The organism is Kocuria sediminis, from assembly GCF_009735315.1.
In the GTDB taxonomy this organism is placed as follows: domain Bacteria; phylum Actinomycetota; class Actinomycetes; order Actinomycetales; family Micrococcaceae; genus Kocuria; species Kocuria turfanensis.
In genome coordinates, this window is the sequence record NZ_WOGU01000007.1 from 78,645 (window position 1) to 93,727 (window position 15,083).

At 63.8% G+C, this 15,083-nt stretch carries 14 protein-coding genes; 7 read left to right on the plus strand and 7 right to left on the minus strand.

Annotated elements, in window-relative coordinates:
* Positions 1-72: 72 nt before the first annotated feature.
* Positions 73-405, minus strand: coding sequence for a transposase (locus GMA12_RS09730; protein ID WP_156269331.1), 333 nt, complete (start codon positions 403-405; stop codon positions 73-75).
* 635 nt (positions 406-1,040) lie between these two features.
* On the opposite strand from GMA12_RS09730, the gene GMA12_RS09735 reads away from it, so the two are divergent.
* From GMA12_RS09735 to GMA12_RS09755, 5 genes are all read left to right on the plus strand, one after another.
* Entirely contained in the window at positions 1,041-2,909 is a 1,869-nt protein-coding gene (locus GMA12_RS09735) for a hypothetical protein (protein ID WP_156269332.1), read from the plus strand.
* Complete coding sequence (locus GMA12_RS09740) at positions 2,906-3,859, plus strand: hypothetical protein (protein WP_156269333.1); 954 nt, start codon at positions 2,906-2,908, stop codon at positions 3,857-3,859. The genes GMA12_RS09735 and GMA12_RS09740 overlap by 4 nt, the downstream gene beginning before the upstream one ends.
* On the plus strand, positions 3,856-4,620 hold the full coding sequence (locus tag GMA12_RS09745; protein WP_156269334.1) for a DUF6339 family protein: 765 nt from the start codon (positions 3,856-3,858) through the stop codon (positions 4,618-4,620). Before GMA12_RS09740 ends, GMA12_RS09745 begins: the two co-directional genes overlap by 4 nt.
* A 10-nt stretch (positions 4,621-4,630) precedes the next feature.
* Positions 4,631-5,956, plus strand: a complete 1,326-nt coding sequence (locus tag GMA12_RS09750) for a DNA cytosine methyltransferase (protein ID WP_156269335.1) — start codon at positions 4,631-4,633, stop codon at positions 5,954-5,956.
* 427 nt (positions 5,957-6,383) lie between these two features.
* On the plus strand, positions 6,384-6,791 hold the full coding sequence (locus tag GMA12_RS09755; protein WP_156269458.1) for a very short patch repair endonuclease: 408 nt from the start codon (positions 6,384-6,386) through the stop codon (positions 6,789-6,791).
* Positions 6,792-7,096: 305 nt separating this feature from the next.
* On the opposite strand, the gene GMA12_RS09760 is transcribed toward GMA12_RS09755, so the two are convergent.
* The 6 genes from GMA12_RS09760 to GMA12_RS09785 all read right to left on the minus strand — a co-directional run bounded on the left by GMA12_RS09760 (position 7,097) and on the right by GMA12_RS09785 (position 11,699).
* A complete protein-coding gene (locus tag GMA12_RS09760; RefSeq protein ID WP_156269336.1) occupies positions 7,097-8,170 on the minus strand; it encodes a DUF4192 family protein in 1,074 nt (357 codons plus the stop codon).
* A 22-nt stretch (positions 8,171-8,192) separates the two neighbouring features.
* On the minus strand, positions 8,193-8,543 hold the full coding sequence (locus GMA12_RS09765; protein WP_156269337.1) for a transcriptional regulator: 351 nt from the start codon (positions 8,541-8,543) through the stop codon (positions 8,193-8,195).
* Positions 8,544-9,039: 496 nt separating this feature from the next.
* Positions 9,040-9,570, minus strand: a complete 531-nt coding sequence (locus tag GMA12_RS09770) for a hypothetical protein (RefSeq protein ID WP_156269338.1) — start codon at positions 9,568-9,570, stop codon at positions 9,040-9,042.
* Entirely contained in the window at positions 9,567-10,046 is a 480-nt protein-coding gene (locus GMA12_RS09775) for a hypothetical protein (RefSeq protein ID WP_206064671.1), read from the minus strand. Before GMA12_RS09775 ends, GMA12_RS09770 begins: the two co-directional genes overlap by 4 nt.
* 291 nt (positions 10,047-10,337) lie before the next feature.
* Entirely contained in the window at positions 10,338-11,021 is a 684-nt protein-coding gene (locus GMA12_RS19290) for a class F sortase (protein WP_370831051.1), read from the minus strand.
* 42 nt (positions 11,022-11,063) lie between these two features.
* A complete protein-coding gene (locus tag GMA12_RS09785) occupies positions 11,064-11,699 on the minus strand; it encodes an excalibur calcium-binding domain-containing protein (RefSeq protein WP_162459702.1) in 636 nt (211 codons plus the stop codon).
* An 840-nt stretch (positions 11,700-12,539) separates the two neighbouring features.
* Between GMA12_RS09785 and GMA12_RS09790 the strand changes: the two genes are divergently transcribed.
* Together GMA12_RS09790 and GMA12_RS09795 are read left to right on the plus strand one after the other, a co-directional pair.
* Positions 12,540-13,751 (plus strand): matrixin family metalloprotease, encoded by a 1,212-nt coding sequence (locus tag GMA12_RS09790; protein ID WP_156269461.1) that lies wholly within the window; start codon positions 12,540-12,542, stop codon positions 13,749-13,751.
* Positions 13,752-14,193: 442 nt separating this feature from the next.
* A complete protein-coding gene (locus GMA12_RS09795) occupies positions 14,194-14,979 on the plus strand; it encodes a TIGR03084 family metal-binding protein (RefSeq protein WP_156269339.1) in 786 nt (261 codons plus the stop codon).
* The last annotated feature ends 104 nt before the right edge of the window (positions 14,980-15,083 follow it).

Below are 15,083 nucleotides of genomic sequence, written 5' to 3' on the forward strand. Positions count from 1 at the left end.
GACCCAGGCCCAGGCCCAGGCCCAGGGAGACCGGCGTTGCCCCTTGGCGCCGTCCCTGGCATCAAGCACCCGTCACGGCCTTCCCGGCAAGGACGCGATGAGCTGCCAGGCCCGCACCTGGTGGAAGGCCAGGGGCCCGACCTTCGGCCACACGGCCTGGCTGGCCGGCACCTCCAGCACGTAGTGCAGCCCGGTCTCCTCCACGGCTCGGCGGAAGGCCCAGGCCTGGCCGTAGACCGTATCGACAGCCACCCAGGCCGCCGGCACGTGCGCGGCCACCGCCCGTTCCAGCATGGTCGCGGCCAACTCCGGCTTCGTGGCGAAGTCCCGTTCGGGCGGGATGCCCGCGGCAGCGCAGCGGGAGCGGTCCTCGGTCCAGGCCTTCGACCCACTCCTGGACGTCAGCCATCACCACATCAGCGCCCATCACTCTATGGCGAACCCATCACCAAGCCTTGCGCAAGCCCGACTGCAGTACTAAGGAGTCGGGGGCTGGATGCGAGCTGATGGCCAGTCAGTGCAGACAGGAAAGCGTACATCTGTCCAGGCAGGGGCGCCTGATGAGGCCTACGCTGAACCATCAGAAGCCCGCACAGTTCACAGTAGAGCTCCCTGACGCTGAAGCCGCCACTTGCGGATGGAACCAAGCGTACTTGCATATACTTGTGATCATCGTACAAGGGGGCTACATGCTGCATACGTTGACAAAATGTAGGCGCCTAGGGCAGGCTACTTAGACCACTGATCAAACCGGAGGCTCCAATGAGAGACCGGCGTGAGCGATTCGTCGCACTTACAGAGGCTCGTACCAACAAGGCGTTGAATGCGATCAGGTTGATCGGCAACCTGTCGAATAAGTCCAACTATGACTACACCGAGGCGGACGTCGCCCAGATCGTGAAGGCTCTTGAACTAGAAGTTCGCGCTTTGAAAGACAGATTTGCGGACGCCACGTCCGGACAAGACAAAACCTTTAAGTTGAAAAAGTAATGGTGATTGACTCGGCTTCGGTTGGAGTCGGATGGTGAAGGGACAAACCGGTGAAGACCGTGGACTGGGTCTGGCCAACGGCCGATCTTAGCGGAGGCGCTGACGGCAGCGTGATGAGCAAGCTTTTCCGTGGCCAGTCACTGTCCGATACCGCCCTGTTGGCGCGGGAGGCTGTGCAGAACTCATATGATGCTGCGATGCGATTCCAGCAGCAGAACCCCGACGTACCTTTCCGTGTCGTGTTCCGTTTCGTCTCCCTTTTCGGTGATGAAAAAGCTGACGCGATTGAGGCGCTTGACTTGAAGGGCATGCGCAAGCGTCGAGCGGAATACGTAAAGCACTCGAAAGACCCTCTGCAGTCGGGCAACGCCCTTGACTCATTGGACGATCCCACACAAGCCCTACGACTACTGTATGTAGAGGACTACGGCACACACGGTCTACACGGAGACCCGAGCATCTTCCAGGAAAGTCATCTCTTCATGGCGATGTACTACATTGGGGCCTCGACGAAGGCAGCAGATGCTGGAGGATCTTACGGGTTCGGCAAAAGCGCCCTTGAGCGTGCTAGCAGGACGCATTCAGTTATCGCGCACACCACATTCGAGCAGCATGACGACGACCCGGTGCGCACACGCCTGGTGGGATTTACCTGGTGGCCTAACCTGCAGGTCGGGAAGACGATGTACAACGGCCGAGCGAGCTTTTCAGATCATCACGCGGCCGGGCCAGCGGTGCAGAAGGTTGCCACTCCGTTTAGTGATCAAGATGCGAACTTAGTAGCTAATCGGCTCGGCTTCCAGCCTCGGGATCCGGATAAGCTTGACGAACTCGGCACCTCATTTTTGATCGTGGATCCGGCCATTGAGCCGGCCGAGCTGCTAACAGAGCTAGAAAAGTGGTGGTGGCCAGCGCTAGAGGAGCATCGTCTCGATGTAGAGGTCATTCTTCCATCCGGCGAAGCCAAGGTGCCGAAGCCGGCCGGCAATCCGTTTGTTGCGCAGTTCCTTCGGGCGTTCCGGATTGCCACAAAGCTAGACGAGCCTGGGGACCCCAACCGTGAGCGCCTGGCATCAAAGAATTGGCGAAACCGATCCGGTTCTGGTGGCCAAGATCTTGGATCTCTAGCTCTCGTAGTGCCCGACGGCACGCCGGTGGACGAGGACGGGGAAGAGACGGAAGGCACGCCGCTGGTCGCCCTGGTACGCGGGCCACGTATGGTCATCCGGTATGAGTCGTATACGCGTCGAAGGGTAGCGTTGCGGGGAGTTTTCGTAGCAAGCGACAAGGCTAATGTGCTGCTGCGAGAGACCGAACCGTCATCCCATGATCGATGGACCACCAACACAGCCGGTGATCTCTCGCAGGAGGCCACGGAGGTGGCACGTGCTGTGATGACCAAGATTAGAACTTCGGTCACCGACATGGCCAAAGCCATCGCTCCACCGCCATCTAAGCGAAACCAGTCCTTAGGACACTTCTCGAGGTTGATGCTCGGCTTCATGGGTTCAAAGCGCGGACCGACCAGCCCGCCGCCTGCCGGCGGAGAACGCATCGAGTTGCAGTTCCCTGAAGGTCGACCCGCGCCCGAGGTTCTTGATGATGATCAAGTACGGATCAAAACAAAGTTCACCGTGCGAGTGGCAGACGCAGCCGAGCGCAGTGCTTGCGAAGCGCGTGTGGCGTGTCAGCTTTATATCTTTGAGGACGAGAGTCAGAGCCAATCGAGATGGCCAGTAAAGGTGCGCCCCGTCGGCAAGCAGCATTCCTTTGTGCAAGAAGACGATGGATCGTGGCGGGGCGTCATCAGCAAGGCTGACAAGATCACATTCGTCGCTGAGTCAGACCCGTACCCAAACCTGTGGACAATTTCAATGCAGCCGACCGTTATGCGTGTAAGCGATTGGAGCGACCAGTGACGTCGCCGATTCGCTCTGAGAGCGCATTAATTCGCCCGTTCATCGACTTGCACCACGCCGACGTACCGCTAGAAAATGTGCGGCTTCTCGTCGGAGATGTTGAGCACGAAGCTGGTGCGATCGTTCTGCCAGAGGAGGAATTGGCCGGGGCTCGCCTCGCCGTCACGCTGCCGACGCCCGCGGAGATCCGAGCCGCGGTCGAACAAACGCCGATCCCCGTAGTTGACTGTGGCTTAATTGTGCTGGCAACCGGGCGGACGAACCGCGTGACGTATGTCGTCGAGAAGCAGTACTTGCGCGTCGCGGACTACGACTCTGAGCTGTTATTAGACCGGTCGAAGGCAGACCTTGTTTTCAACGACCGTGCCGGTTTTATGCTGACCGTCGCAGTGGTCTTGCTACACGGTCTCGTGCGTAAACCACTTCAGCCGTACATGGCTGGCACATGGCTGGCTCGCCGAGATTTTCGCGTGAGTGTTGAGCAAAACGAAACCAGCTTCAGCCCCGAGGAACTCACCCAAGCAATCCGTGAACACCACGGACTGCCGGAGGGCAGCCTTCGCTACGTGCATGTAGAGGGTGTTCTTGACGAGGCCGAGCTGTCAGACGCCGTGCGAGTCTACGTCGACACAGAGGTGCTCAACCTGCTGTTGGCGAACCCGACAGACACGTCGGCCCTCCAAATGCAGATCGAACTAGCTATCCACGCGACCGAAGTTGTTGCGTCCGCAATCTTGAGAGAGTTGTCCGAGAGCTGTGAACCTACCCCGGAGGCTCTGGAAACTTACCCAGCGGCCCTTCGTTTTTTCCAGAACTTGGCTCGCACCCTCAAGACGGATATGGCTACGATTCTGAATCTTGCCGACGAGCCGAGCCGGCTCAGAGCGCACCTTGAAGCCGCCTTTGACGCGCGCAAGGCGTCAATCGTTGCCCTTAAGGAGAGTCGATGACCTATCCAATCGTTTCTAAAAAAGACGTTGTTGCCTACGTCGAGGGTCGGAGCAGCGGTCAACTTACGCCGCACGATCTAGAGCCGAAGTACCGCGGAGACAACTCTGAGGACTGGGTGGAGCAGGTAAACGACACCCTAGAGAAAATTTTGCAGGAGTGGCGCAACCAAAAGCCAGACAGCGCGACATCCAGCACGAAATCAGATGCTTTAGAAGGAAACCTGGCAGTCACCCTTTATAAGGGCCTGCAGAGCCTTCCAGCGCGGATTCTCACTGATCGCGACTTCTGGCGATACGCCTCAGTGTACCTATACGACTTCATCGTCTGGCGACAGCCCGCCCAGTCGGCAACAGCGATGTTGGCGTATTTTGGAGCAGCTTCGAATGGACTCGGTCGCGATTGCGTGCCGCATCGAATGTTCAACCGAGCACGCATCACTAACATAGGGGGCACTGCCGCCGGTGATCCCGACCCGTTCGCCATGGCCAGGTTCGGTGCCGCCGATGTATGGAAAAGCCATATTTTGCGCGTAGCTAACGGCAATGCTCCCTTAGTCGTACACGAGATGCTCACAGATGTGAATCAGGGGAAGCTCAAGACTGATTTGGTGCGTCCGGTCGTGAAAAACATGAGGCGTGTTCGCGCCAACGTGTTGTTCGAAGTGTTAGACCAGGTGCAAGCTCGCGAGCTGGTAGACCGGGAGACGGCAAGGACGATCGCGACATTGGGTGCGCTCGACGACGCGGAGGGCGGAGAGTAGAGTTGCAACCATGACTTTTGCGCCTGACCAACTTGAACTCGAACTGGCCAACGGAGTCAAACTGGACTACGAGGTGGATGCTGACACGGTTGTCCGAACGGCCACCCTCCGCCAACGCAGCGCCATCGAGAGCCAGCGTTCACTAGTCCAGCCACGCGAGACAGATGCGTTCGCGGCATGGTGGAGTGCTTTCATTCGTGGAGAACGAGTGCAGGGGGTCCGCGGGGCAGAGCGTGTCCGCGTGGTGGACCTCTTCTCTTCGGTCGGCGGTTTATCTGTAGGTGCCATGGAAGCCATCTCCGCGGTGGGACACAGTGGCCTGCCGTTACTCGCAGCTGATATTGATAAACGAGCATTACAGGTATATAAAGCCAATCTCAATCCCCGGCAAATTGTTCCGGAATCCGTGCGTGGCCTGGTTGATTTCCGGGTTGCAGGAGGGGGAGAAGTCGCACGGTTTGCGTTTGAGCCCACGGTGGCAGATGACCGTTTACGAGGCCTGGTCGGTAACGTTGATCTGCTGCTCGCGGGGCCGCCTTGCCAGGGGCACTCATCACTCAACAATCACTCGCGGCACGATGACCCTAAGAATCTGCTCTACTTGACGGTACCAGCCGTCGCCGTCGCCTTGGGAGCTCGGCACGTCGTGATTGAGAACGTGCCTAACGTGGTCTTGGACAAGCACGGAGTCGTGCAGACCACCATGGCGTTGCTCCGCAGTGCGGGCTACCAAATCTCGTCAGGAGTGTTAGCAGCTGACAAATTTGGCTGGCCACAGGCGCGGAAGCGTTTCTTTATGGTGGCGTCTCGGGACACTTCTCCGCTGAAGTTTGGGGTGTTGAATGAAGTACTTGCCAGGGAGCCGCTTCCAGTTTCTTGGCTGTTGCGTGACCTCGAAGACAGGCCGATCGACGACGCCGATGTGATGAACTCAGTTCCACTGATGAGTCCGGAAAACCGGATGAGGGTCAACTACTTACATGATAATGATCTGCACAACCTGCCGAATGTGATCAGACCCGACTGCCACCGCGAAGGTACGACCTACCCCGCTACATACGGCCGGATGCATGGCCATCTTCCCGCACCGACAATCACCGGGGGCTTCCTCACACCAGGGCGAGGACGCTTTATACACCCCACACAGCGACGGGTGCTGACTCCGCGTGAGGCGGCGCGAGTTCAAGGGTTCCCGGATTGGTTTAGGTTCGTGACCAATCCAGCCGAGCCTCCTGCACGTGCAGAAGTCAGCCGTTGGATTGGCAACGCAGTGCCGTCGTTGCTTGGCTTCGCTGCCACTTTGGCAGCCCTTGGTGGAGAGGCAGACGGCGGCTAAAAGCTTGTGCGGTCCCGCAACACCGTGCCCCGCTGCTGCAGCGCCTTTTGCAGCAGCGGGGCAGAACGTTCGGAAGGCATAATTGGAGTTTTTGAGGGACGCCCGGCATCGTTTTTCACGTTCAGTGGTTTTTGTATGCGACTATTATTAGCACTGAAACCACCTTTGCAGACACGCAAAGACGCTCCGAGTTTAGGTTCTTAGTTAGTACCGACGCTTTATTTAACAGGGCTAACACGACCAACGGGCCACACAGAAGTGAAGTGACCCCCATCGGCCGGACTCCCCAGTCCGGCCGATGGGGGTCACTTCAGATTGCCAAAGACAACGGGGGCAGTGATATGCACGAATAGGGCATTAATTGAGGCGGCCGAACGGGAGTGGGATTGTGCAAAACTACGAGACCGATCCATCGACGAGCCTGCGAATGTCCAGGCAGGTAAGGCGGGGCACCGCACCCGAGCTGTGCTTGCGAAGACTCTTGTTCGCTCGTGGATTGCGATACCGGGTGGATGCACCCCTGCCAGGGATGCCCCGCCGGCGTGCGGACGTGCTTTTCACCCGGCGGCGTGTGGCGGTCTTCATCGACGGATGTTTTTGGCACTCGTGCCCTGTCCACGGGACAGTGCCCCGCTCCAACCGAGATTGGTGGGTGGCCAAGCTTGACAAGAACATGGCGCGGGATCGTGAAACTGATACATATTTATCGGCCAACGGATGGACGGTCCTCCGCTTCTGGGAGCACGAGGACATGGAGCTAGCAGCGGACGTGGTCGAACGAGTTGTCCGTAAGCCGGAAAGCGGAATTGGTCTTCCTGTCGAAGCGGATCCGTGACGCCCGACGTTATCTGAGAGACGAAGGAACCGTCGTCCTGAAACGCTTTCATTCCCACCCTCGATCGTGGCTGCACTCAGGCTGCCGCGCCCGGGACCCAGAACCTCATCAGCCATCGTCTGGCACCCGTGGAATAGCATGCACGCGGTGATGGTGGTGAGATTGAGGCTGCCGATGACATCTGACCCGACCGAACGACCCGGTCGGCCCGGCGCCGGCACGTCCAATCCGGAGCAATGACATCCTCACCCCTATGGTCTGCGCAGACAGGAACCGACCAGACCGGCCTGATATTCCACGACCGGCTACATCTGCTGTCTATTGGCGGCTGGGTGGACGCCGAGGGCGTTCATCGTCGTCATCACGATGGTCACTAGCGGAGCCCTGCTGACACCGTTCTCGTCGACGGTCTCGACCTCGCCGGCCATGTCCAGCCAGTCGACGGCATCGGTGCCGTGGCCGCCCATCCAGGCGAGCAGTCCTAGCAGAACGAATACATGGGCACGGTCCATAACGGGCGTGCATCCTGCCACAGCGTGCAAACCGTCATGCACAGCGCGCGCTCGAGCCGAGCCGACATTGACCACTCCCCCGGGCACGTCCGTCACGCCCAGCGTCCGCAGCCAGGTCAGCTCGAAGTTGGCGCTTCCCGGGAGTGCCGTCATCACACAGAGGGCAAAGCGCGCTGCGGATGGATACACCAGGGTGGCGGCGAGCCGCTCCGCCGCTTCCCCGTGGTCCCCGGCGATCAGCTGCTCCCACAACCGGGCCAGTTCCCTCCCGGCCGGATGCCGTTGCTCCCACAGTTCTTCTCCGTGCGCTTCCGCGAGGAAGACGTAATCGGCGCGGTACTGTGCAACGCGAGCGGCTGAGGCCTCATCGGCAAGATCGGCAGGCGGCTCGACGGATCCCCTACGAGGCGCCGAGACGATCTGCTCGTCACTGGCCCAGGCGATGAGGTCGACGGATTGAGCGATCTGCTCAGCGTTGCCCTGCGAGTTGATGTGGATCAGGGATTCCCAGGTAGCGGAGGTTACTCGGACCGCGTCGGAAACGTCGACGCCCGTGATGGAGGAGAGTCCGCCCCCGATCACATCGACACCGATATGGCGGGCCTGGTCCCGGTCCAGGTCGTCGCTGAAGATGTAGATGTAGACGCCCGTGGCATCCAATCGTTGGCCGCGGAACAGCTGTTCCATGGAGATCCCGAACTCCGCCATATGGTCCGGCACGGGGGCATCGTAGCGGTGGACCGGGCCGGGGCGCGCGCCCCCGTAGAAGTACAGAACGATCGAGTCGTGTGGCATGTGCCCGAGGGTTCCGGCAACAGTGGCGATCATGTCGGGGTGGCTGCTAATGACGATCTTGGGGCCGAACATAATTCCTCCCGCGGTGAAGCAACTAGGGCTTGCCCTGCGAATCGGCGATCTGGATGAGTTCCTCGAGGTAGGCCAGGTGCGATCGGTAGGCGCGGGCCCCGCAGGCGGTCAGTGTGGCCCAACCGTGCGGGCGGGTGCCGATCGTCCGGGTGGACAGGTCCACGTAACCGGCCTCTTCAAGTTTCTTCAGGTGCTTGCTCAGCACCGAGGCGCTGACCTGCAAGCTTTCGCGCAGCAGTTGGTACTCGGTGGTGCCGAGCTGGTGCAACAGCGCGCAGATCCGCAGCCGATGAGGACTGTGGATCGTCTCATCCAGCACTGGGGCGACGTCTTGCCCGGCGGTGGCATCCAACGGAATACCATACTTTTCCATATTGGAAAGTCTAATATTTCCATCTAGGAAATTCAACAGTGCGGGGCGGAGCACGACTGAAGCCCAGCGAGGACCCACTGCTGATGTCCCGCCTTCACCTCTGGCTGGGCGTCTGCCTGCTACTCGGCGACGTGCCTCAGCGGGCCCCACCCGGCCAGACGGGGAGGCCCGAGCGCCCCGGTGGGCACCCTCATCGCCCCACAGCCCTGCTAATGAGGCCGCCCAGCAGGCCGCCCGGACAGCAGCCGGTTTCCCGGGCAGTCGGCGGCAGTTGTTCCTTGTGTTGGCGGCCGCCGCTGCGACACCGCAGGGCAACCCCCGGGAAGGCTCGTGCACAGGGGCCGTCACGATACCTCCCCCGCATCGTGAGCAACCAGTGACGGGCTGACACCCCTGTCCGGTACTGGGCTGTCCGGACCCCCGCGTCCAGCCTGGACAGCGCTGGTCGTGCATTTGGCGCTCGGGAACAGGACTCGCGGGGGTTGGCCCTGGCTCCTTACGGAAGGGGTGCGGGCACCCGCGTCGTTCGACAACCCACGGAACCACCCACCCCATCCCGCCGCCTGTCCAAAGAACCAGGAACCCGACCCACCTTCACCGGTGAGCCGGGGTCATGCCTCGCCGACCATGGGAAAGCCGCTCGCAGCACCGCCCCTCCCCCACCGAGGATCGGGTATTTTCGGTTGATCTGTTGGGCATAGGCGCGCCCCGCGTTCTCGATCACCGCGCGGGCGGTGCTGTCGTGCCCGGTGAGCTCCTCGATCAAATCCGAGACGTCCTGGGCCACCCGCACCCCGAGCTGGATCGTGGATTCCCGGCGCGACCGGCCCCTCCCCCGCTTGGTCGCACCGGCCGCGGGTTCCGCCGCCGGTGCCGTCTGCACTGGCGGGGTCGACACCTGCTGCACCGTGGGCTGGGCTGTGGCGGTGGGTCGAGGTGTGTAGTCGACCGAGTCGATGTGCTCATCCGGGGCCGGGCGCGGCCGGCGACGGGCCAGCGAGGCGGGACGCTCGGCCTTGTCGGTCATCGCAGCACCTTCTTCGCGATCGCTGTATAGGCATCCAGCACCCGGAAGCTCTTGCGGTATAGGCCGTACCACTCCCCCGATATGCGTACCTTCTGGACAACGGCCCGGTCCGGGGTCAACGGCTCCAGGAACAACCCCGTGGCGCGCAGCTCCTCGAGGCTGGCCACCGCCGCCCGGCTCATAATCGTCCCCTTCACCCCGCCGACCACGATGCCGGCCTCGGTCAGGGTGTCCGGGGCGCCCAGCTGCTGGCGGTGCCGGCGGAACTGGGCAACCGTGCGCCGGGCCCCTTCCACCCCGTCGATGCCGTCGCTGGTGGCGGTGGCGGCATAGACCACGGTGTCCGCCGCGTTCAACGCCGACAACGTCAACGGCCCACCCTGCCGGTTGGGATTGTTGTGGCGGCTTGCCCATCTAGGGTGCGGTTCAGCTTTCGCCGGCGACGCCGTGGCCGTCTCGGTCCAGTTGAGGTGCATAGCCCGGAGAAGCGGCGTAGGTGGGGCCCGAGTGGATCGCGATACCAGGGGCGCTGTACCTTTCTACCGCGCCACCGATTGCAGCAGCTGCTTGCCCGCCCTCCGTGACACCCACGCAGGCTCTGCAGACATCCCGGATTCAGGTCCTCCGAGGATCAGTTGGCCTATCAGCGCCTGGTGACCTGGTGGGCTGTGCTCGGGGTCAGGTCGGCACCGAGGCTGTCCGTGGATTCCCGCCCTGTCAGTGGCGCCACCGGTGGAACAGGGAATTTCGGGATGACCTTTGTGGAGTCAGGGCAGGAGCTGGGCGTAGACGACGTAGTTGTCCTCGAACTGGCCGGTCAACAGGTTGTACCCGTCGCAGGTGATCAGGCGCAGTTCAGCACCGTCGGTGTCGCCGTAGACGGCCTGGGTGTCGAAGTTGGTCTTGGAGTACTGCTCACCGCGCTGGACGGCGAACACCGCGGTGGTGCCGTCGTGGCGGGTGACCTCGATGGTGTCCCCGGGGTTGAGCTCTCGCAGGCCGGCGAAGACACCGGGGCCTCCATCGGTGGCGTTGACGTGGCCCAGCAGGATCGCCGGTCCTGGCTCGCCCGGGACTGGGGACTGGTTGTACCAGGCCGCCGGTGATCCCGGTTCCCCGGGGGGCACCTCCAGACTCCCGTCAGCCCGTAAACCCAGGTGCAACAGCGGCGACTCGGTTCCTGTGGCGGGGATGCGCACAGACACTGGTGAGGCTTCTTCGTCAGCGTCGGGTGTCGCAGAAGACACCGGCGTGGGGGACGCCGACGGTGTCGGCGCCCCCGACGGTGAGATGGTGGTTCTCGAGGGAGCGGGGGCAGCTGTTGTGGAGGGTGTCGTTGTTGGCGGGTGGGCGTCGGCAGGCCCGGCGTCGGCGCAGCCGGTGGCCAACAGCAGCGTGAGCGCCGCACCGGCCAGAAGGCCGGAGCGGCGCTCACGGGCATCACTGATCACGGAAGAGATCTTTCTCCGGTCAGCTCAGCGTGGCCCTCGGGCTCAGACCTGAGCCGTACGGCGGCGGGCGATGAGGCTCGCACCGGCGGCGGCCACCAGGGTCAGGCCACCGGCCACGGCCAGGCCGGGCACGGTGTTCTCAGACTCGACGGCGACACCGGTGTCAGCGCCACCGACGGGGACCTGACCGACCTGGTTGTACTGACCGTTGCCCCAGGACTCGGGCACGTAGTCGACGATGACGTCGGTGCCGGTCTCGGCCTCGTCGTCGCCGCCCTGCTCGCACCCGATGCCGTCGAGGTCACGATCCAGGTGGGGAGCATAGGCGGGGTCCCCGACCGGGATGTTCACCCGGCCCGCGGCGCGAGCCTCGGTGCAGTTGTCGAAACCAGTGGTGTCCGTGGGGGTGACGACCTCCGGGGTGGTCACCCCGGTTCCGGAGCCAGGAACCTGGGGGGTGGTCACGCCAGTCCCGGAGCCATTGGCTTCGCAGGCACGCCCGTCGCCGTCACGGTCGAGGTTCGCACTGTAGGCCGGCGATCCTCGCAGGATCAGGCCGTAGCCAGCAGCGGCTGCGTCATCGCAGCTGGCGAAGGGAATAGCGGCGGCCGGGGCCATCGACAGGCCGGTGAACCCGGCAGCGGCCAGCACGGCCATCCCTGCGGTGATCTTCTTCATGGTGTCCCCTTTGAACGAAAGCAAATGGATGTACCTGGATCTTATGGATCGGTATCGCCTCTTGTAGGGACATCACGAGCCCCCCGGTCACCGAAGCGCCCAAAACCCCGCAAACACAGGCCTTTCCGGACCCCACTCCAGGAATCGGCGCTGCGGGACCCCACTCCCCCGATGCCGTGAAGCCCACAAAAGGTCCACCTAAAAGGGGACATGTCCACCATCCCATGGGCACGCCCGCAATGGCCCCATGCGTTCCCGCCACCTCGAGCTACCCGAGCCAGCGGGAGCCGTCGCACGTATCAACGCGCCTTGGGGCTCTTATCCGCTCGGTGATCCAGAAGCGCCCTGGGGGTTTCGGCCGGCAGGAGCGGCACGCGCGGATTGCCGGGCGCAGGAGCTGGAGGACACACGTTTCCGCCAGACCGGCGATGACTGCACGCCACCACCTGGTGAACCGCGGTAACCCCTTATCCCTTTGGCGCAGGACAGGCAACCGCCTCATACTTCCGAAGATCAATCACCTACACCTCGTATGTCAGGCATCAAATCGCTGGGGGCGAGCCGTGACGTGCATGGATGTCGGTTCGAGCCAGCAACAGTGAAACGGCCCGACTTCCTATGATTTGCAGGTGCTACCACGTGGTATCTCTTTGACGACCTTCTTTCACCATCGCATCGGAGGTCAAGGAATCGCGGGATCATCTCCGTTGCCTGAGGCCGTCGCGCTGGCGGCGCAGGGCTGTGGTGTCGTGACCCGTGACAGCCACGACGACGAGCAGTACACAGGGACCACCGGCTGGATGGTTTCCCCATCCCCACCGAGCACAGAAAACACCGCCCATGACCTCCCACCGCGGCCTGCCCGAGCCTCTGCCGCCCTTGCCCACGTCCCCGTCCGGGCGCACCCCGCAGTGGGTGATTGACGAGGCCCTGGAGCGCCAAGGGCTCTCCGCCCCGGCCGATCCCCGGCGGCGGCGCCGTGCGGCCGGCCGGAGCGTGGATCCTGGGGCGACGGCCTCCGACTGGCGCCGCTGGGACCCCCCGGCCCCGCCCCCTGATCCCCGTCGGACCTCCTGGTGGAGCGTCTGCCTGGTGCTGACACTGCTCGTGGGCGTGCCCGTGGTCGGTGGGTACGTCCTGCTGCCCTATCTGCAGGACCGGCAGCTCAGCGCCTCCGCTCCCGCCCTGCCGTCCCCCCCACCGGGGGAACCGGGCCCCGCCTCGGGTGCTACCGGACCGGCAGAGCCTGGTCCGCCCGTCGACGTGTCCCCCGTGGCTCCTGTACCGGAGGAGGACGTCATCGTCGGTCCGTCCGACCTCGAGGTTCCGGCGCCGTCCCAGGACGTGAAGGACGCGGCGTCGGCGGGGGCCGCCAACGCCTACGGCCCTCCTCCCGGGGTGGAATCCGCCGACCGTCCTCTCGGGACGCCCCCGTCGGTGCCGGACACCGGCGGATACAGCCTGCTGGCCACCCAGACCCCCGGTGATCAGGTCGTCGCCTACGACCCGTGCCGGCCCATCCACTACGTCGTGCGTCCCGATGGGGCGCCTGCCGGCGGGCAACAACTCCTGGAGCAAGCGGTGGCTGAGGTCTCCGCGGCCACCGGACTGCAGTTCGTTTCCGACGGGGCCACCACCGAAGCACCCCGCCAGGACCGACAGCCCTACCAACCCGACCGCTACGGTGAGCGCTGGGTGCCGGTGCTCATCACCTGGTCCACCCCCACCGAGTACCCGCAGCTGGCCGGCGAGGTCGCTGGGTTGGGCGGCAGCACTTCCATGCAGGTGAACAACAGCGCGTACGCCTATGTCACCGGCCTCATCGCCCTCGACACCCCGGACCTGCAGCAGACGCTGCAACACCCGGGAGGAGCCGACATCGTCCGCGCCGTGATCATGCACGAACTCGCCCACGTTCTCGGCCTGGGCCACGTCGAGGACCCCACCCAGCTCATGTACGGACAGAGCACCGAGCGCAACACCACACTCAGCGCCGGAGACCGGGCCGGGCTGGCCAGGCTCGGCGCCGGCCAATGCGTCCCACAGCTCTAGCTGCACATAAGCCCCGCTGATGCACGGATCTTGGCGTAAGCCGGAAGGGACCGCCCAAGCCAGCACCTCCGCAGGCGGACTTGAGACGAACGGCATCGCCGGATCAAAGAGGATGGCACCTTCCATATCTTCGACACCTGGAAGAACATCACATTTCCGGCGAGGAGAACCTGCACCCCGCCGAAGATGAAAGCGTGCACTCCCAGCACCCCGGCGTCGTTGTGGCCTCCGTCATTGGGGTTCTCCACAAGCGTGGGGCCAGACCGGCAGGGCGTATCTAACTGCGGCTGGAGCTTCCTTCATGTCCGCCGAGCCGATGCACACGGGGTCGCACAAGCCTGGCCGTCCATAAGGGGCCCACCGACGTAAAGTTCCCCACAGACCCGCCGAGTAACGCGACCGGCACGATCCTCAAGAAAGAGCTCCGCACCGTGATGAGCCCATGACCCGCACGAACCTCGCGACCTTGCTCGCCGACCTGCGCCAGGAGGGTGACCTGCTCGAAGAACGGCTGCGGCCGCTGTCCGCGGAGGACTGGGACCTTCCCACGCCGGCGGAGGGGTGGACGATTCGCCACCAGGTCGCCCACCTCACCTGGACGGAGCGGACCGTGCTGACCGCCCTCGAGGAGCCCGAGGTCTTCGCCCGGTTGCGGGAGCGGTTCGCGGCGGAGGCCGACGTCGTCGACCGCGGCGCCCAGGAGGGTGCGGCACGTCCGCCGGCCGAGATCCTGGCGTCCTGGCAGGACAGCCGGCGCCGCGTGCTTGAGCGGCTCGCCGCCGTGCCGGAGGGCGAGCGCATTCCGTGGATCGGCCCGCCCATGGGGGCGCCCATGATGGCCAGCGCACGGATCATGGAGACCTTCGCCCACGGCCAGGACGTCCGCGACGCCCTCGGGGTTCCCCCGGTCGCCTCGCACCGGCTGCGGCACGTCGCGCACCTGGGCGTGGCCACCCGCGACTACGCCTTCCGCCAGCGCCGGCTGGACCCGCCGGCCGAGCCGTTTCGCGTCGAGCTCACCTACGAGGACGAGACCTGGACCTGGGGACCGGCCGAGGCGGCGCAGCGCGTCCACGGCGCGGCCCTGGACTTCGCCCTGCTCGCGACCCGGCGGCGGCACCGCCAGGACGGGAGCCTCGTCGCGGAGGGCCCCGACGCCGACGCCTGGCTGGACATCGTCCAGGCCTTCGCCGGCCGATCGGGCCCGGGGCGGGCGCCGCTGGCGTAGGCCGCATGGAAAGGAAGCGCCGGACCGGGTAGCGGCGAGGTCCCGCGGAGCACCGGATCACGACGACGCTGCGGGTGACACAGCCAGCGGTCGTGACGAGCTCG